Origin of the sequence: Rhodoferax potami, assembly GCF_032193805.1 — a bacterium.
GTDB lineage: Bacteria > Pseudomonadota > Gammaproteobacteria > Burkholderiales > Burkholderiaceae_C > Allorhodoferax > Allorhodoferax potami_A.
The window spans coordinates 846,717-864,946 of the sequence record NZ_JAVBIK010000001.1; the positions used below are offsets into that span (position 1 = coordinate 846,717).

Below are 18,230 nucleotides of genomic sequence, written 5' to 3' on the forward strand. Positions count from 1 at the left end.
AGTTTGACCCAGCGCAAACCTGCTTCAACGCCCAGAACCTAAGCTGCGCGTTTGCAGAACCACCACCATCTTAGACCAGCCCATGAGCAACACCAAGCAGCAAAGCCCTGATATGCCCCCAGAAGCCCTCCACCTGCTGCACCAAAGCGGCCTGAAGGCTTTGCAGATTGCAGGGCGGACGCTGTTACCCGTAGTGCAGGGCGGCATGGGCATCGGGATCTCCGGCAACCGCTTGGCTGGCAGCGTGGCGGCCGCAGGCGGGGTGGGCACGCTCTCCAGCGTGGATTTGCGCCGCCACCACCCCGACCTGATGGACCGTACCCGCGAGCTGGCGCCCGGTGAAGAAGCCAAAGCCGGCATCAACGCCGCCAACTTGGAGGCCATTGACCGCGAGATAAAGGCCGCCCGCGAGCGCACCGGCGGCAAGGGCCTGCTCGCCATCAACGTGATGCGGGCGGTGAGCGAATACGCCGCCAACGTGACCCGCGCTCTCGAAGCCGGCATAGACGCCGTCGTGGTGGGTGCCGGCTTGCCGCTGGACTTGCCCGACCTCGCCAAAGACCACCCCAAGGCAGCGCTGATTCCCATCCTCTCCGACGCGCGGGGTGTGCAACTGCTCGTCAAAAAATGGGAGCGCAAAAAGCGCCTGCCGGACGCCATCGTGATCGAGCACCCGCGCCTGGCCGGTGGCCACTTGGGCGCTGCCAAGATTGCAGACTTGCAGGACACCCGGTTTGACTTTGAGAACGTGATTCCCCAAGTGCGCCAGTTTTTCAAAGACGCGGGCTACGAACAACACATTCCGCTGATTGCTGCCGGCGGCATCCGCAGCCATGAAGACATTGCACGCCTGCAGGCTCTGGGCGCCGACGCGGTGCAACTGGGCAGCGCGTTTGCGGTGACCGAAGAGAGCGACGCCCACGCCGAATTCAAACGGGTGCTGGCCGAAGCGCGCGAGGAAGACATGGTCGAGTTCACCAGCGTCAGCCGGCTTGCCCGCCCGCGCGGTGGGCACACCCTGGCTGCGCGCGTACATGAAGATCGAGCCCAAGTTACAGGCTGTGGCTCACGCCAAGAGCCGCTGCACCAAAAGCTTTGACTGCCTGGGCCAATGCGGCCTGCGCGATGGTTTGCCGGGCTGGGGCCAGTTTTGCATCGACAACCAACTGGCGGCTGCGCTGCGTGGCGATGTGAAAAAAGGCCTGTTCTTCCGGGGTGCCGGCCGCCTGCCCTTTGGCGACCAGATCAAAACGGTGCGCGAGCTCATGCAGCGCTTGCTGACGCCCGGCATGGCAGGCGCGGCAGCATAAGCAGCGACATAAGCAGCGATTACGCTATCAATTCAGGAGCAGCTCGCGCTTATTCGGCAAGCGCTCCAGGGCAAAAAACCTTTAAGCCTCGCCCTGGAACCCACCGGCGCGCAGGGTCACCACCAAGGTGTCGCGGTAGCCGCCCTCGGCCAAAGGCTGGATCGGTGTGGACTCGTGGATGACACGCTCATCATCCAAGAGCAGCAGTGACCAGGGCTCACTCAGCGTAAAGCGCTGGCCGTTGGGGCCATCGGCCTCAAACACGCGTGTCTCGCCCCCCTTCACACGATCACGGGCCACCATGAACACCGCCACCAAGTCCACACCATCGCGGTGTGCGCCTTCAGGCGTAGGGCGGCCAATGCCGTCGGTGGTGTCGATGCGGAACTGGTGCGCCTCGGCAAACCAGGTGTGGGGGCCTTTCAAATCGTCTGCCACCCGGCCCAGCCAGGCCAATAACTGCTGCCAAGGCGCTTGCGCTGTGACGCTGCTGTCCATCGGCTCAAAGTGGCGCTGCATGCCGCCGTGCAGCGCGTTGTAAGACAGGGGCTGCCAGTGCGGCCGGTGCGGTGCCTGGGTCACGCCATGGCTGTCAAGCACAAAGCAAGAGTGGCGGCGGCGGCGGTAGCGGCCACCATCCTTGAGGTAGTTGTCAGGCGGCAGGTCATTCCAGCCGTCGCACCAGCCCAGCATGGCATCCAGGGGTACGCCGGACAAGCCTGCGACTTGTGACGCTCCTACGACCGCATAGCCCTGACGAAACAGGGTGGCGCCCAGGTCGGCGGGGCGGGCAATCAGGGGAGGCTGGAAGGAGATGGTCATAGCGGAAGATTATCAACCGCCCTGTGATGCCGCCGCCTGATGTGGGTCAATACGTCCAAGGCCTGCGCCGCCTATGCTGGGCCCGATCAAGGAGAAGCCCGATGACCGAAACCCTTACCGTCCCTACCACTCTCGCCTGGACCGATGCCCTGGTACTTGACATGCCCGTGATGGACGAAGTGCATCAAGAGTTTGTAGACCTGCTAGCGCGCGTGGTGCTGGCTGACGATGACATGCTCCTGCCCTTGTGGTCGGCGCTGATTGCCCACACCCAGGAGCACTTCAACCGCGAAGACGAGTGGATGCGCGCCACCGGCTTTGCCGCCGGTAACTGCCACGCCACCCAGCACAAAGTGGTGCTGCAGGTGATGCGCGAAGGCGAAGCCCGAGGGCACGGCGGTGACCTCGCGGTGGTGCGGCAGATGGCTGATGAGCTGGGCATCTGGTTCCCGCAACATGCGCAGAGCATGGATGCATCCCTGGCATTGCACTTGCGTTCGGCAGGCTACGACCCGGCTACCGGGGCGCTCGCCCAACCTGACCGTTTGCCACCAACGGAGATTCATGGCTGCGGCGGCGCTACCTGCTCGGACACCGCCACCGCCTGACTACACATCGCCCAATGCCCCAAACCCCTGACAGCACCACCGACTTACGCCACCGCCCCACTGAAGACCTGCAAGCCCTGCTCACCGGCACCATTTTTGTGGCGCTGGGGGTCTTGATGTTCAAGCAGGTCGGCCTGCTGACCGGTGGCACCGCAGGGGTGGCCTTCTGGCTGCACTACGCCACGGGCTGGAATTTCGGGCTGATCTTTTTCGCGATCAACCTGCCGTTTTACGCCCTGGCCTACCAGCGCATGGGGCGGGTGTTTACCGTCAAGACCTTTATGGCAGTGGCCCTGCTGGCTGGCCTGACCAACCTGATGCCGCAGTGGGTGGGCTTTGAGCACCTGCACCCGGCGGCCACTGCTGTCATTGGTGGCTTGCTCATGGGCACAGGCATGTTGATTTTGTTCCGGCACAAAGCCAGCCTGGGTGGTTTCAATGTGCTGGTGCTTTACTTGCAAGAGAAATTCGGCTGGCGTGCCGGGCGCCTGCAAATGGCGCTGGACTGCACCATCGTGCTGCTGGCTTTCGGGGTGACTGATTGGCAGCATGTGCTGCTCAGTGTGCTGGGCGCCATCACCCTGAACCAGACCCTAGCGACCAACCACCGCGCCGGCCGCTACATGGCCCACTGAGCGCACGCTCAGGCCACCGGCACCGCAACGCACACCACCGGAGGCCCGCATGCCCACTGACAACACCACCCACAAACCGGCAACGGTAGACCAACACCAGCTCGGCCTGTTGCGTGAACACCGGCGCAAACACCGCCACAAGCACCCGCCCAAAGTCACCGCCGCGCCAGAGCACTTTGACCTGCCACCCGCCACCCGCGGGCAGCGCATGGCAGACGGGGTGGCCCGCACCGTGGGGTCTTGGCGCTTCATCCTGATTCAGAGTGGCTTGATCGTGGTGTGGATCACCGGCAATGTGCTGACCGGGTCGCACGCCTGGGACCCCTACCCTTTCATCCTGCTCAACCTGCTGCTGTCTTTCCAGGCGGCCTACACCGCACCGGCCATCATGATGAGCCAGAACCGCCAGTCGGAGCTGGACCGCAAACATGCCGAGAGCGACTACGAGGTCAACGTCAAGGCAGAGCTCGAGATTGAGCTGCTGCACGAAAAAATCGACCTGCTCAAAGACAAGGAGCTCTTGCTGCTGACACAGGCCGTCAAAGAACTGTCGAGCCAGCTCGCCGAGCTGCGCGGCAGGCCCCCCGCTTGTCACCTAGGCTACCAAGCTACGCAAGGTACGGCGCTACCATCCGCGACCATTGTTGACCCCCTTTCCCCGGAGCCCCTATGACCCAAGCCCTGTCCACCCTGACCAACCACCAGATCCGCTTGGCCGCGCGCCCCGTGGGCATGCCCAAAGCCAGCGACTGGAGCCACACCTCCGAGCCGGTGGCCGAGCCCGCTGAAGGTGGTGTCACCCTCAAAACCTTGGCGCTGAGCCTGGACCCCGCGATGCGCGGCTGGATGAACGAAGGCAAGAGCTATATCCCGCCGGTGGGCATTGGCGAAGTCATGCGCGCTGGTGGCGTGGGCGTAGTGGTGGCCAGCAAGAGCGACAAGTTCGCCGTGGGCGACTATGTGAGCGCAGGCTTTGGTGTACAGGAATACATCACGATTGCCAAAGACGAGATGAAGCGCAACGGCTTGGTCAAGATCGACCTGCGCGCCGGCACCCTGACCCAGTGGCTCAATGTGCTGGGCATGCCCGGTATGACCGGCTATTTCGGCCTGATGGATGTGGGCCAGCCCAAAGCAGGCGAAACCATCGTGATCTCCGGTGCCGCCGGTGCCGTGGGTCAGACCGTAGGCCAGGTCGCCAAAATCTTGGGCCTGCGCGTGGTCGGCATTGCGGGCGGCCCCGCCAAGTGCGAGTGGGTGGTGAAGGAACTGGGCTTTGATGCTTGCATCGACTACAAGGCTGGCCCCGGCGCCGTGCGTGCAGGCCTGAAAGAGCACTGCGCCGCCGGCGTCGACATTTACTTCGACAACGTGGGCGGCGAAATTCTGGACGACGTGCTGGCCCGCATCAACCGCAAGGCCCGCATCATCATTTGCGGCGCCATCAGCCAGTACAACAACACGACCGCCGTGCAAGGCCCCAAGAACTACCTGAGCCTGCTGGTGAACCGCGCGCGCATGGAAGGCATTGTGGTCTTCGACTACGCCGACCGCTACCACCTGGCCGTGGCCGAGATGGCCGGCTACCTCAAAGACGGCCGCATGAAGAGCAAGGAAGACGTGGTGGTGGGCCTGCAAACTTTCCCAGAGACGCTGCTCAAGCTCTTCAACGGAGAGAACTTCGGCAAGCTGGTGCTGGAAGTCGCCAAGGGCTGATCACGTCCTTGGCAGCAAAAGCGAATTGCTATTGTTTTTATAGCTATCTGCGCAATCAAATAGAGGGCTAGAGGCACTTTTTATAGGTGACTCTAGCCCCCTGACGCTGGAGTTCAATCGTTCAACGCGGCGTACACCAGGTTGCGGAACAGCGGCCGGTACCAGCTGCGCTGATTGGGCGCCTGGGTGAGCAGGATCGCGAAGAAGTCTTTGGCAGGATCCACAAAAAACACAGTACCGGAGATGCCGCTCCAGTAGTACATGCCCTTGCTGCCCAGCTGGCTGCCCAAGCCCTCTTGCAGCCGCACGGCAAAACCCAGGCCAAAGCCGTGGCCCGGTGGCAGCAGCTCCGCAGCGCGGCCGCTGCGGTTGACCGAAATATCGCCCAAGTGGTCAGAGGTCATCAAGCGCACCGAAGCCGGACTCAGGATGCGCGCACCGTCCAAGGTGCCGCCCCCCAACATGCACTGCAAAAAGCGCGCGTAATCTGCCGCGGTGGAGCCCAACCCGGCACCACCCGCCTGCATGGGCGTGGTTCTGCGCAGATCCATCAAGGGCATTGGCTGGCCGCCATCGGGATCGTGGGCGAAGGGCTCGGCAATGCGGTGGTGCTTGTCGGGCGGAACCACAAACGCGGTATCCACCATCCCCAGGGGCCCCAGGATGTGGGCCTGCAAATAGTCGCCCAGCGGCTGGCCGGTAACCCGCTCCAGCAAAGCGCCCAGCAGGTCGGTGGCCCGGCTGTATTGCCAGATGCTGCCGGGTTCGTAGCGATAGGGTATGGCCGCCAAGGCGTGCGAAAAACCGGCGTTGCTGAGCTGGCGGGTGCCTAGCCCGGCAGCCGCATAACGCTGCTGAATGGCGTCGTCGCCCAATATCTCGTAGGTCAAGCCGGAGGTGTGGCGCAACAGGTCTTGCACCGTGGGCTCCCGGGCAGGTGCGCGTGGCGCCGGGGTGTGGCCGTCGTCCACCCGCACCGCCGCAAACTCGCTCAAGTGCTGGCCCACAGGGTCGCTGAGCAGCAGTTGCCCGCGCTCGACCAATTGCATGATCGCCACCGACACCAGCGGCTTAGTCATGGAGTAGATGCGAAAAATACTGTCCGCAGCCATGGGCGTGCCATCCGCCGGATTTTGCTGGCCCCAGGCACGGTGCAACACGGTCTGACCCCGCCGGGCAATCAGGGCTACCGCACCGGGCAAGCGGCCTTTGTCTACCTCGGCTTGCAGCACCCGACCGAGCGCCTCCAAGGCGGGCGCGTCAAACCCGGTATCGGGCGTGGCGGCCACCGTCAGGCTCCGTAGCGTTGGCGCGCCAATGCGGCACCTTGGGCGAGGGCCTCTAGCTTTTTGGTGGCCACCTCGCGGCTCATGGGAGCGAGACCGCAGTTGGTGCAAGGGAAGATGCGATGGCGCGGCACATGCTGTAGCGCGACGCCGATGGTGTCTGCCACCTGCTCGGGGGTTTCAATCACATCGCTGGCGACATCGATCACGCCCACCATGACGTCCTTGTCTTTGAGCAAAGCCATCAGGTCCGGCGGCACATGCGACTGGTAGCACTCCAGGCTCACTTGTTGGATACTGCTGGCCGCCAGCGCGGGAAAGACCTGCGCGTATTGGCGCCACTCCTGGCCAAGGGTTTCTTTCCAGTCGTTGTTGGCTTTGATGCCGTAGCCATAGCAAATGTGAACCGCCGTGGTGCAGGTCAGGCCGCGGGCCGCAATCTCGAGGGCCTGCACACCCCAGTCCACCGCGTCTTGCATGTAGACATTGAAACCCGGCTCGTCGAACTGGATGATGTCCACCCCATCGGCCTGCAGGGCGAGGGCTTCCTGGTTCAGCAGCTCGGCAAACGCAAACGCCATGGTTTTCTTGTCGCCGTAAAAACGGTCGGCCACGGTGTCCACAATGGTCAGCGGGCCGGGCAGAGTGAATTTGAGTTTTTTCTTGGTGTGGGCGCGGGCCAATTGGGCTTCAAACGCGTGCACCCGGCCTTTGAGGCGCAGCGCTGCGATGACCTGGGGGACCTGGGCGTCGTAGCGGTTGTTACGGATGCCCATGGTGACTTTGTTGTCGAAGTCGATCCCTTCTACCTGCTCCAGAAAGCCATGCACAAAGTGCTGGCGGCTCTGCTCACCATCGCCTACAACATCAAGGCCCGCGTCCTCTTGGGCTTTGATCCATAGCAAGGTGGCATCTGCCTTGGCTTGTTGCAGGTCGGGGCCGGCCAGTTTCCATTGGGGCCAAAGTTTCTCGGTCTCTGACAACCAAGAGGGTTTGGGCAGGCTGCCGGCAATCGCGGTTTCGAACATGGTGTCTCCTTGTTATGGGGGGCTCAGGGAATGTCGCGGAAATACGGTGACAAGTGTGCCCCACAGTGCAGGCAATAGCGCGCCTCGGGCAAATGCCCCTCCGTCAGGCATTCGTGGCAGGTGCGGGTGGTGGCGGGCGCTGGGGCTCCGCGCAAAGAGGCCATCTCGGACGTCACGATGCCGGTGGGCACCGCCAGAGTGCCCCAGCCCAGCAACATCATGCAAGAGGCGATAAAGCGGCCCAAATCGGTTTTGGGCGTGATGTCGCCAAACCCCACTGTGGTCATGGTGGTCACCGCCCAGTACACCGAGGTCGGGATGCTCGTAAACCCGTTGACCGGGCCTTCGACGACGTACATCAACGTCCCCATGACCAGCACAATCATCAGCACCGCTGACAAAAACACCGAAATCTTGCGCCGGCTGGCGGCCAATGCGCGGGCCAATGCCTGGTATTCCTGCACATAGGCAGTGAGCTTGAACACCCGGAAGACGCGTAACAAGCGTAGCACCCGCACATCAATCAGGGCGGAGACCTCAGGCACCAAGAGTGCCACGTAAGTGGGCAGCAAAGCCAGCAGATCGATCACCCCGTAAAAGCTCAGGGCATAGCGCATCGGGTGCCGCACACACAGGAGGCGGGCGACGTACTCAGCAGTAAACAGGAGCGTGAACACCCACTCCAGCACCTCGAACCAGATGCCAACCCGGTCAGCCACCGCGCCCACGCTCCCCATGGCCACCACTGCCACACTGACCAGAATGGCAAAAATGAGGCACTGGTCGAACAGCCGCCCGGCACGGGTATCGGCTTCAAAAATGATGGTGAACAGCTTTAAGCGCCAGCCGTCTAGCGGTTTACCGAGGTAGGAAGAGGTTTCTGTGGGCGTGGTCATGAAACAATGGCAAGTGGCGATGCGTGTGGGGGCTCTACTGTGCCACTGCGCAAAGCCGCTGAGTGGCACGCTTTCTGCTTGCTGCTGTCAGCTATTGGGAGGATTGCGGCGAATTAGGTTATTACTTTTCCGCATACCTTTCGATGGTAAACCCCGATGAGGGCGCGGGCCCACAAAGCTACAGTTCAGCGTCAGAATCGGGGCGCAGACACCAATCTGGTGCACCCTGCTGATTCAATTCTTTGGAGTAATGATTTATGAGCATGAAGAAACTGAAAACACTGGCAACCGTGGTTGCCGCTTTGGGTGCCGTCGTTGCAGCACCCGCCCACGCTGGCAAGACATTGGATGCCGTCAAGGCCCGTGGCCAAGTGGTTTGCGGTGTGAACACAGGTTTGGCTGGTTTCAGTGCTGCTGATTCCAACGGCAAGTGGACCGGTCTCGATGTGGACGTGTGCCGCGCAGTAGCCGCTGCTGTGTTGGGCGACGGCGAAAAGGTGAAGTACGTTCCCCTGAACGCACAAGCCCGTTTCACTGCTTTGCAATCCGGCGAAGTTGACGTGCTCTCCCGCAACACGACTTTCACTCTGACACGTGACGCATCTTTGGGTCTGTCCCAAACTGCCGTGACCTATTACGACGGCCAAGGCTTCATGGTTCCCGTGAAGAGCAAGCTCAAGAGCGCCAAGCAGCTCAAGGGCCAGACCGTGTGCGTGCAGTCCGGCACCACCACTGAAAAGAACCTGACTGACTTCTCCAAGGCCAACGCGCTGAACATCAAGCCTATCGTGTTTGAAAAGCTCGAAGCCGCTGAAGGCGCTTACTTCTCCGGCCGTTGCGTGGCTTACACCACCGACGCATCCGGCCTGGCCTCTACCCGTAACAAGGTTGCCAAGAACCCTGCTGACCACATGATCCTCCCCGAGCTGATCTCCAAAGAGCCTTTGGGCCCCATGGTTCGCCGCGGTGACGACGAGTGGACCGCCATTGTGAAGTGGACCGTGTACGGCCTGTTGGAAGCTGAAGAAGCCGGCATCACCGCCGCTAACGTCGACGACCTGAAGACCAGCAGCCAAGACCCCGTGGTCGGCCGCTTGTTGGGCTCCAAGGAAGACACTGGCAAGTTGCTGGGCTTGGACAAAGAGTGGCTGGCACGTGCTGTGAAGACCACTGGTAACTACGGCGAAATGTTTGAACGCAACGTGGGCCCCAAGTCTGCCCTGCAGTTGCCACGTGGTTTGAACAACCTGTGGAACAAGGGCGGCGTGCAGTACGCCCCTCCAGTGCGTTAATGAGAGTAAACGGAAGGCTGTAAACCGGCGTTCCGTGACCGAAAAGGGCAGTCGCATTCACCTTGCGCTGCCCTTTTCACTTGATGAGTGTTTTTCCAGTGAACCAAAGGGCTGACATGTCCACACCCTCCTCCCCTCCCAAAAAGTCCTGGTCCTGGCGCAGCCAGGCATTCCGTGGACTGATGTACCAAGCTATCGCCATCGTGGTGGTGCTGGCTACGGTGCTTTATCTTGCCCACAACACCACCACCAACATGAAGTTGCGTGGCATTCAAAGTGGTTTTGACTTTTTGTCCAACCCTGCCGGGTTCGACATCGGCGAGAGCCTTTTCGCCTTCGACTCCGGTGAGTCGTACTGGCGGGCTTACCTCGTCGGATTTGTGAACACGCTGCGCGTTGCCGTGGTGGGCATCATCCTGACCACCATTCTGGGCACCTTGATCGGTGTCGGACGCTTTTCGCGCAACGCACTGGTCCGGGGCATTTGCGCCGCGTATGTGGAATTCTTCCGCAACATTCCGGTGCTGCTGCAGTTGCTGATGTGGTACCTGATGTTCACCGAGGTGCTGCCCGCATCCAACGAGCCCTGGGTACTGGGACCCTTCTTTCTGAGCAAGGGGGGGATTAACTTCCCGATTCCTCAGTGGGCGCACGGACATGTTTGGGGCGCCTGGGGCCTGCTTTTGGGCGTGGCTGCCGCTTGGGCTTACCGCGTGTATGCGCAAAAGTCGTTTGAGCAGACCGGCAAGGCCAAGAGCATGGTGCTGGCTCCGATCGGCATTGTGCTGGCGGTCGGTGTGCTCGGCTGGTTGTTGGGCGGTGCGCCTACTGCGCTCAATATGCCGATCCAAGGTGAATTCGCTATTGAAAACGGCGGAGCTTTGACACCTGAGTACCTGTCTGTGCTGCTGGGCCTGACGATCTACACCGCGGCTTTCGTATCCGAAGTGGTGCGGGGCGGCATCCAGTCTGTCGCCTTGGGCCAATCGGAGGCGGCTGCCGCTTTGGGCTTGAGCCGTGGCCACACCATGCGCTTGGTGATGCTGCCGCAGGCACTGCGCGTGATCATTCCGCCAGTGACCAACCAGTACCTGAACCTGACCAAAAACTCATCCTTGGCGGTGGCCATCGGCTACCCGGATGTGGTGTCTATCGCGAACACCGCCATCAACCAAACCGGCCGCGCGGTGGAGTGCATTGCCATCATCATGCTGGTGTACCTGAGCACGTCGCTGTTCACGTCCATCACCATGAATTGGTACAACACCCGCTCTGCGATCAAAGAACGCTAAGGCCTAGTTATGAGCGCAACTACTTTTGAACCTATTCCCGCACGTCCCGCCCCGGTCAAGACCGAAGGTGCGGTTGCCTGGATCCGCAGCAACCTTTTTGGCAGCTGGCAGACCACCATCGGCACCCTCATCATGGGGGCGATCCTGCTCTACATTTTGCCGCCCCTGTTTGGCTGGGCATTGATCGACGCCAAGTGGGCCGCCAACGCCGATGCCTGCAGCGCAGACCGTGCAGGCGCCTGCTGGGGCGTGGTGACGGAAAAATTCCGCATCATCATTTTTGGCCGTTACCCCTTTGAAGAGCAGTGGCGCCCTCTGGTAGCCACACTGCTGCTCTGCAGCTTGCTGGTTGCCAGCTGCATGCGCATGTTCTGGAAGGCATGGCTGGGCGCAGCCTGGGTGCTGGTCTTGGGCACCTTCTTTGTGCTGATGCACGGCGATGTCATGGGCTTGTCCCTGGTCGAAACCGACCGCTGGGGTGGCCTGACACTGACGCTGCTGCTGTCCTCGCTGTCGATGGCCATGGCTTTCCCGCTGGCCTTGATGATTGCCTTGGGTCGCCGTTCCAAACTGCCGGCGATCAAGACCTTCTGCACCATTTACGTGGAGCTGATCCGTGGCGTGCCCTTGATCTCGGTGCTGTTCATGGCGTCCTTCATGTTCCCGCTGCTGATGCCACAGGGCTTCAACATCGACGTGTTGGTGCGGGTGCTGGCCGGTATCACGCTGTTTGCTGCGGCCTACATGGCCGAAGTAATCCGCGGTGGCCTGCAAGCAGTGCCCAAGGGCCAGATTGAAGCGGCCGCCACCCTAGGCCTGAGCTACTGGCAAACCCAGCGCAAGATCGTCTTGCCCCAAGCCCTGGCCATGGTCGTGCCCGGCATCATGAACAACTTCATCTCCACCTTCAAGGACACGTCGTTGGTAACCATCGTGAGCTTGTACGAGCTGACCGGTGCCATGAGCCTGGCCCTGAACTCGGACTCTGACTGGCGCCCCTTCAAGATTGAAGGCTACATCTTCATCGCACTCATCTACTTTGTGTTTTGCTTCTCCATGTCGCGCTACAGCCTCTGGATCGAAAAGCAAGTGAACAAAAGCAAACTCCGCTAAGGAACGAATATGTCTGAACCCATCATCACCTTCAACAAAGTCAACAAGTGGTACGGTAACAACTTCCACGTACTGCGCGATATTGACCTGACCGTCACCAAAGGCGAACGCATCGTGGTTTGCGGCCCGTCGGGCTCCGGCAAGTCCACCATGATCCGCTGCATCAACCGCCTCGAAGAGCACCAGCAGGGCAACCTGATCGTGGACGGCGTGGAGCTGACCGACGACGTCAAAGCCATCGACGATGTGCGCAAAAAAGTCGGCATGGTGTTCCAACAGTTCAACCTGTTTCCGCACCTCACCGTGCTGGAAAACCTGACGCTCTCCCCCATGTGGGTCGGCAAAATGCCGAAAAAAGAAGCTGAAGAAAAGGCCATGATCCAGCTGGAGCGTGTGCGCATTGCCAACCAGGCCAACAAGTACCCGCTGCAGCTCTCCGGCGGTCAGCAGCAGCGCGTGGCGATTGCCCGCGCCCTGTGTCTGAAACCCAAGATCATGCTGTTCGACGAGCCTACCTCGGCCCTCGACCCGGAAATGATCAAGGAAGTGCTGGACGTGATGATTGAGATGGCCAGCCAAGGCATAACCATGATCTGCGTCACCCACGAAATGGGCTTTGCCAAGGCTGTGGCTGACCGTGTGATCTTCATGGACCAAGGCCAGATCGTGGAGCAGAACACGCCGCACGAGTTCTTCAACAACCCGCAGAACGAGCGCAGCCGCGACTTCTTGTCCAAGATTCTGGGGCACTAAGTACATGCCAACCTCTGCTGACCTCCACATTGCCGAAGAACAGCTTCAAGCCTTTCAATCAGGCTTGAAGCAGTTTCAGTCAGGGGGGTTGGCGGCGCACGCCTTGTCAGAGATGGCGCGCGGCCAGACAGTATTGCTGACCGCGTTGCCTGAAAAGTTCACCGTCGTACTGCACCAGCTGATGGATCGCCTGGAGTCTAGCGCCCTGTTCAGCGAAGAGAGCTGCTCATTCAGTCAACGTGACTTGATTGACAGCCTTCAGCTCTGGATCGACAAAGCGACCCAGCGCCTCACTCAAAGCTAGAGGCCCAGCCTATTGCTTGGCAGCCGCAACGGGGGCCAAGCGGTCGTGGGTCCAACGCAGTAAATCCATCCACATCTGGCGCACTTCTGCATCTTGGGGCAAGCGGCTCGCGCTGGGCAGCTCAATCGTGACCACCGGAATCCGCTGGTGGACGCCGGCATAGTTCCCTAGCGACCCCGGAAAGATACCCACCTGATCCAGGTAAAGGCGCCCGAGCTTGCTGGGCGGCACCGAGGGGCCGTCAAAGTCCAGCACCCCATACGGTGCATGCACGCTCACGATCAAGTTAGGCTTGAAGCTGCCCATTTGCTCCAGCAAAAACCGGGATTCCGGCTCAGACGCCGGTTTGTCACCCGGCCAGCGACGCGGGTCGCGCTTGGTGCGTTGCTCCCAATACACTTTAGCGTCCCGAGCCCAGTTAGGCGTGGGGAAGTTGCGATTGAGGTCCACGCCATCCGCATTGGTGCGCCGAGCCGGTTTGGCAAACAAGCCATCGGGGTTGAGACTTGGGATGAAGCGCCAGTGGATATTCAGCGCAGTGTCGGATGGAGGGGTCTGTGCCAGCCCTAACCAGTGGTAGACCAGCGACACGGACGACATTTCATCCCCGTGAATACCCCCCACCACCAGCACACGGAAATTAGCGTCCACCGCCGTCACATCGCGGCCCCAAATGACGCGCCCTTTATTAGAGCGGGCCTTCAAATCCTGCAGCGAAGCCGCTTCGCACATGGCGGGGCTCACGCTGGGTATTTTTGAAGAATAGTCGCCGCAAGCCCTCTTGATATCTGCATGAGCTGCTACAGAAAAAATAGCAAAAACAAAACTGGCAATGATTTCCTTGTGCATATCGGGAATTGTAAAGGTCGCCCGTCGCCCATGGTTTTGGGTGGGCCGTTATGGCAATGCGGTGAAAGCGCGTTAAATTCCAGAGATGACGCCCCCTGCTCGAGCACGATCTGCTATCCCCCCTGATTTTTCCAGCCAAGAATTCCGGCAAGCCTTGGGGATGTTTGCCACCGGTGTGACCGTGGTTACGGCCCAAGCCCACGATGGCACCCTGGTGGGCCTAACCGCCAACTCTTTCAACTCGGTATCGCTCGCGCCTCCGCTGGTACTCTGGAGCCTGGCCCAAAAGGCCGGATCCATGGAAGCATTCAGCCGCGGCGCACACTACGCGATCAACATCCTGGCTGCTGACCAGCAGGCTTTGGCCATGCAGTTCGCCAGCAAAGACATCGACCGCTATGCAGGCGTCAACTTCAGCCGTGGCGCCCACGGCGCACCACTCCTGGCCGGTGCGGTGGCGCACTTTGAGTGCTTCAACCGCAGCCAGTACGAGGAAGGCGACCATGTGATTTTTGTGGGCGAAGTGGAGCGCTGTAGCCACCGCGCAGGTGCAGCCCCCCTTCTCTACCATGGCGGGAAGTTCTACACCGAGCACCCGCTCTGAATCGCATGTCACTCCACCTGCCCCGGCCGGTCAAAGCAGCACTCCTTGGATTCTGGGATTTATTCACGTCGGCCAGCCCCTTGCTGTTCGCGGGTGCGGGCCTGATCTGGCTTGCCTATTGGTGGCTGAATCCGATGCCACCCAAACAGCTGACCCTGTTGACGGGCCCGGAGCAAAGCGCTTACGCCGAAATGGGCGATCAGTACGCAAAGCTGCTGCGCCAGCACGGAATCACGGTCCGACTGGTGCCCACAGAGGGTTCCGCTGACAACTTGCGCCGACTGCAGGCCGGCGAGGCGGATGCCGGTTTTGTGCAGGGGGGGTCTGCAACGGCGCCGACCGATGACGACACGGAAGAACTCCTCACGCTAGGCAACTTGTTTGTGGAACCGGTCTGGCTGTTCTATCGCGCTCAATCTGCGGCAGACATCTCAGAAACGGGCCGGCTGCAGTCCTTGAACCAGTTGAGTACCTTGCGAATCAACGCGGGAACCGCCGGTAGCGGCGTCCCGCCGTTGATGGACACGCTGCTGGACATGCACCGCATGGACCCCAAGAAAATCAAAATTTCGCACCTGGAGCAAACGCCCGCCACGGTGCAGATGTTGCAAGGCAAGCTGGATGCGGTGGTGTTCGCCTCGGCCCCGCAGGCCCCTATGGTGCAAATGCTGCTGCAAACACCCGGTATCCGGCTCATGGATTTTCCTCAGAACGAGGCCTATGCACGCCGCCTGCCGTTTATCACCCCGGTCACACTGCCGCGCGGCGTGGTCGATCTGGCGCGCAACATTCCAGCGCAAGATGTACACCTGATTGCCACGACCACCAGCATGCTGGTGCGTGAGAGCCTGCACCCGGGCTTGCGTCAATTGTTGTCTCAGGCAACGGTACAGACCCACGGGCAATCCGGCTGGTTCCAACGCACCCGAGAGTTTCCCAACGCATCCAACAGCGAGTTTCCGTTGGCACCCGAAGCCGAGCGCACTTTGAAAAATGGCATCCCCAGCCTGCAGCGCTACATCCCGTTTACCTTGGCCAATCTTGTAGAGCGCATGTGGCTGGCACTGGGCATCATCATTGCCGTGCTGCTCCCGTTGGGAAAAATAGCGCCTCCGCTGTACGCCTACCGCGTGCGGTCTCGCGTTTTCCGTTGGTATGGCGAACTCCGGGATATTGAAAGCCGACTCGAAGCACACCCCGAAGACAAAGAAAAATTGTTGGAAGAGCTGAACGCGATTGAAGCCAAGGTGGAAAAAGTCATTCTGCCCCTGTCCTACGCGGATGAACTCTATGCACTACGCAACAACATCGGCCTCGTGAGACAGCGCTTAACTACAGCTTAGCAATCACGCTGTTTTTCATGGCCTGCTGGGCCACCGCGTCCAGCGCAGCATCCAGCACGGTCTGCGCCGATATCACCCGCAATTGACCGGCGGCCACCAACTTGTCATGCGTGCGGCGGGTCATGGACTGTGTAGAGCCTGATGCGCTCGTGAACAAAAACAGGGTTCCATGCGGACTCGCCCAGGTGAGCTGCGTGCGGACCCAATCGTCATTGGACTGCAGCTCCACCCAAGAGCCGAGTGGCAAACTGCCTGCGCCGCTGCCCGCGACGGGCACTTCCGCTTCCTGCGCCGTGGACGTCGATGACTCTGGTGCAGTGCTGCTGGCAGAGGGCGCGTCGTCGAGCTCCAGCAGATTCGACTCGCTGGCTTCGGAAGGTGCAACCCAAGGGTCGCCATCTTCCACCGGGCGATGAGGCACTGCCAAAGCGACAGCGCGCGCGGGTGTCTCGGGCGCCTCCTTGGAGCGGGTCCAGGGATCCCGGTGAACTGCCCGGAAGGCCGCTTGGTGCAAGCCCATCAGTGCTTCAAAAAATGCACCCACCTTGGTGGCGGGGTATTGGATGGTCTCCAGCCCGTCACGCAAGGTTCCCAGCAAGAGCGGAACCAGCTTGGTGAGTTTGGGAATATTCTTGGGCGCCAGATCCGGATGGGTGCTCCACAACAGCGCCGCGATCAGTGCTTGGTACCGGTCTGCCGCCGCAGAGCGACTGCCGCCTGCGAGTCGCGCTTGCGCAACCACTTGCGCCCACGGGCCGCACAAAAAATGCAAGACTACTTCGGGTACTTTGTTGGCATCCCGGTGCCCGTCGATTTCCCGGGCAATCTTTTCAGCCAGCAAGTTGCGCTGCTCGGCCTTCTCCAAGGCCCTGACAGCCTGAGCCCTCAAGGCGGCTTGCTTGGAAGCCTCGTCGTCCCAGAGTGACTGCAAATGACTCAGAACACGCTCAAAACTTTCCGGGCCCGCGTGCTCGTCCATCAAGGGAGCGATGGCCTCCCGCGCTTCGTCCAGATACGCCAAAAAGCCGGGACTCCCGACCTTCGCGAACGCCAAGCTGCGATGCGTCAACTCTTGGACCAGCATCCTGGCAGCGTGCCCTTTATCGGTAAAAAAGCGCGGATCGGCCAAAGCCAAACGCATCAGAGCGGGCTCCAGCCCGCGCACCAAGCCCTGCACTGGTTCCAACAAACGCGGATCGCGCGCTATGTTGTCCACCATCAGGCTCACCACTTCCAAACTCAAAGCCTGCGCAACCCCATTGGCCGTGCGACGGATTTTTTCACGCACATCGCCGTCCACCCCCGCGCGAATTTCGGGCGTGGCACTGCGGCGCTGCTCGAGCCGCTGGACCACACGATCGACTTGCCGCATTTCGGCCAGGGCCTCAAAGGCCGCAGGAACGGTCGCCGCAAAGTCGGTAGGCTCAGCTTCGTGTGCCCGATACCCCGCCTGCGGCGATTCAAAGTCTCGCTCGAACTGTTTTGCAAATGCAGCGACTCTGTGCGTCGTGCCTGCAGAATCCAGTTCACCCGCCAGCAGCAGGCGCAGCCTGTCCAGGGTGAGCAAACCAGGATCAACGACAGGCTTAGGGCGGCTCAACTCTCGGGCTATCAAGGCCTCCCGCTCCGCACTGCCCGGTGCGCCATAGCGGGTGGTCTCCATCAGCGCGGAGCCAGCGCCTTCAGCGCGTTTAAAGCCAGCGGCCCCCACGCCGGGCGTGGCACTTTGCGAGACCGCATAACTTGCGGCCACCACACCTTGCGCGCGTAACCGGACCACGAGATCACGGTACAACACTTGAAGCTCACTGCCTAAAGCAGTTCCCATCACGGTGAGCCAGTCCAAGCGCATCGAGGAAGGAGCGGGGGTGCGCTCCACGGTATTGCGCAATGCTTGGATATAGGCCTCCGGGCGCAAGGGGTTGCGCTCCGGGCGAACCGTAGGCAAGCCCAAAGCTGCACACATCAAGGCATTGAGTTCAGACAGGCTTGCCTCCGCAGCCAGCATGACCATTTGCTGCGCCCGCGCCATATTGACGCTCTCTTGCACCTGAAGCTCGTCCATCAGCTCCAGTTGATCAAACTGCACATCAGCGATGCTGGGCATCGACGTGCGAGGCGTATCCACCGGCTTGGTGAACTGCTCCATCAATGCTGCTTCGAAGCCCTTTTCCAGAATAGCCTCATGAGCAAACAGCTGCCGCAAGGAATCCGCGTGAACTTCCCGCTCCCTGAAGTCACGCGCTGCGCCTTCGCGCAAATGCAAGTCGCGGCGCAGTGCAGCGACCAGTTTGGCCATCAGAGCAGGACCGGCCGCCGCGGCTTCCTTGACGGTCGCTTGGAACAAGGGCGGCGGGGGCGAGTGTCGATTTTGCATGC

At 60.9% G+C, this 18,230-nt stretch carries 17 protein-coding genes and 1 pseudogene; 12 read left to right on the forward strand and 6 right to left on the reverse strand.

Going from position 1 to position 18,230, the window contains the following annotated elements:
• The first annotated feature begins 112 nt into the window (after window positions 1-112).
• Window positions 113-1,310 (forward strand): annotated as a pseudogene (locus tag RAE19_RS04045) (NAD(P)H-dependent flavin oxidoreductase).
• 81 nt (window positions 1,311-1,391) lie between these two features.
• Here the strand turns inward: RAE19_RS04045 and RAE19_RS04050 are convergent.
• On the reverse strand, window positions 1,392-2,132 hold the full coding sequence (locus RAE19_RS04050) for a 2OG-Fe dioxygenase family protein (protein WP_313873712.1): 741 nt from the start codon (window positions 2,130-2,132) through the stop codon (window positions 1,392-1,394).
• Window positions 2,133-2,233: 101 nt separating this feature from the next.
• Between RAE19_RS04050 and RAE19_RS04055 the strand changes: the two genes are divergently transcribed.
• From RAE19_RS04055 to RAE19_RS04070, 4 genes are read left to right on the forward strand one after another with little or no spacing between them, the layout of a single operon-like run.
• Window positions 2,234-2,740 carry a hemerythrin domain-containing protein gene (locus RAE19_RS04055; protein WP_313873713.1) on the forward strand — a complete coding sequence of 169 codons (507 nt, stop codon included), beginning with the start codon at window positions 2,234-2,236 and terminating at the stop codon, window positions 2,738-2,740.
• Between the two features lie 14 nt (window positions 2,741-2,754).
• A complete protein-coding gene (locus RAE19_RS04060) occupies window positions 2,755-3,375 on the forward strand; it encodes a YitT family protein (RefSeq protein ID WP_313873714.1) in 621 nt (206 codons plus the stop codon).
• Between the two features lie 49 nt (window positions 3,376-3,424).
• Window positions 3,425-4,048: a DUF1003 domain-containing protein gene (locus RAE19_RS04065; RefSeq protein ID WP_313873715.1), complete on the forward strand. Its 624-nt coding sequence runs from the start codon at window positions 3,425-3,427 to the stop codon at window positions 4,046-4,048.
• Window positions 4,045-5,091: an NADP-dependent oxidoreductase gene (locus tag RAE19_RS04070; protein ID WP_313873716.1), complete on the forward strand. Its 1,047-nt coding sequence runs from the start codon at window positions 4,045-4,047 to the stop codon at window positions 5,089-5,091. The genes RAE19_RS04065 and RAE19_RS04070 overlap by 4 nt, the downstream gene beginning before the upstream one ends.
• A 113-nt stretch (window positions 5,092-5,204) precedes the next feature.
• Here RAE19_RS04070 and RAE19_RS04075 read toward each other — a convergent pair whose 3' ends face one another.
• The 3 genes from RAE19_RS04075 to RAE19_RS04085 are packed head-to-tail and all read right to left on the reverse strand — an operon-like array spanning window position 5,205 to window position 8,301.
• The gene (locus tag RAE19_RS04075) at window positions 5,205-6,380 is read right to left on the reverse strand and encodes a serine hydrolase domain-containing protein (RefSeq protein ID WP_313873717.1); all 1,176 of its coding nucleotides are present in this window, start codon (window positions 6,378-6,380) and stop codon (window positions 5,205-5,207) included.
• A gap of 2 nt (window positions 6,381-6,382) precedes the next feature.
• A complete protein-coding gene (locus RAE19_RS04080) occupies window positions 6,383-7,405 on the reverse strand; it encodes a methionine synthase (RefSeq protein ID WP_313873718.1) in 1,023 nt (340 codons plus the stop codon).
• Between the two features lie 23 nt (window positions 7,406-7,428).
• Window positions 7,429-8,301, reverse strand: a complete 873-nt coding sequence (locus RAE19_RS04085; protein ID WP_313873719.1) for an ion transporter — start codon at window positions 8,299-8,301, stop codon at window positions 7,429-7,431.
• 257 nt (window positions 8,302-8,558) lie between these two features.
• Here RAE19_RS04085 and RAE19_RS04090 point away from each other — a divergent pair, with 257 nt between their 5' ends.
• From RAE19_RS04090 to RAE19_RS04110, 5 genes are all read left to right on the forward strand, one after another.
• The gene (locus tag RAE19_RS04090; protein ID WP_428983956.1) at window positions 8,559-9,593 is read left to right on the forward strand and encodes an amino acid ABC transporter substrate-binding protein; all 1,035 of its coding nucleotides are present in this window, start codon (window positions 8,559-8,561) and stop codon (window positions 9,591-9,593) included.
• A gap of 116 nt (window positions 9,594-9,709) precedes the next feature.
• Entirely contained in the window at window positions 9,710-10,885 is a 1,176-nt protein-coding gene (locus RAE19_RS04095; RefSeq protein WP_313873720.1) for an amino acid ABC transporter permease, read from the forward strand.
• A 9-nt stretch (window positions 10,886-10,894) separates the two neighbouring features.
• Complete coding sequence (locus RAE19_RS04100; RefSeq protein WP_313873721.1) at window positions 10,895-11,998, forward strand: amino acid ABC transporter permease; 1,104 nt, start codon at window positions 10,895-10,897, stop codon at window positions 11,996-11,998.
• A 9-nt stretch (window positions 11,999-12,007) separates the two neighbouring features.
• Window positions 12,008-12,751 (forward strand): amino acid ABC transporter ATP-binding protein, encoded by a 744-nt coding sequence (locus RAE19_RS04105; RefSeq protein WP_087494649.1) that lies wholly within the window; start codon window positions 12,008-12,010, stop codon window positions 12,749-12,751.
• 4 nt (window positions 12,752-12,755) lie between these two features.
• A complete protein-coding gene (locus RAE19_RS04110) occupies window positions 12,756-13,055 on the forward strand; it encodes a hypothetical protein (protein WP_313873722.1) in 300 nt (99 codons plus the stop codon).
• A gap of 9 nt (window positions 13,056-13,064) precedes the next feature.
• Here the strand turns inward: RAE19_RS04110 and RAE19_RS04115 are convergent, their stop codons facing one another.
• Complete coding sequence (locus tag RAE19_RS04115) at window positions 13,065-13,904, reverse strand: M14 family murein peptide amidase A (protein ID WP_313873723.1); 840 nt, start codon at window positions 13,902-13,904, stop codon at window positions 13,065-13,067.
• An 85-nt stretch (window positions 13,905-13,989) separates the two neighbouring features.
• On the opposite strand from RAE19_RS04115, the gene RAE19_RS04120 reads away from it, so the two are divergent.
• Together RAE19_RS04120 and RAE19_RS04125 are read left to right on the forward strand one after the other, a co-directional pair.
• Window positions 13,990-14,508 carry a flavin reductase family protein gene (locus tag RAE19_RS04120; protein WP_313873724.1) on the forward strand — a complete coding sequence of 173 codons (519 nt, stop codon included), beginning with the start codon at window positions 13,990-13,992 and terminating at the stop codon, window positions 14,506-14,508.
• A gap of 5 nt (window positions 14,509-14,513) precedes the next feature.
• On the forward strand, window positions 14,514-15,851 hold the full coding sequence (locus RAE19_RS04125) for a TAXI family TRAP transporter solute-binding subunit (protein ID WP_313873725.1): 1,338 nt from the start codon (window positions 14,514-14,516) through the stop codon (window positions 15,849-15,851).
• Here the strand turns inward: RAE19_RS04125 and RAE19_RS04130 are convergent.
• Window positions 15,841-18,228: a DUF1631 family protein gene (locus RAE19_RS04130; protein ID WP_313873726.1), complete on the reverse strand. Its 2,388-nt coding sequence runs from the start codon at window positions 18,226-18,228 to the stop codon at window positions 15,841-15,843. The genes RAE19_RS04125 and RAE19_RS04130 overlap by 11 nt on opposite strands.
• Window positions 18,229-18,230 lie beyond the last annotated feature (2 nt).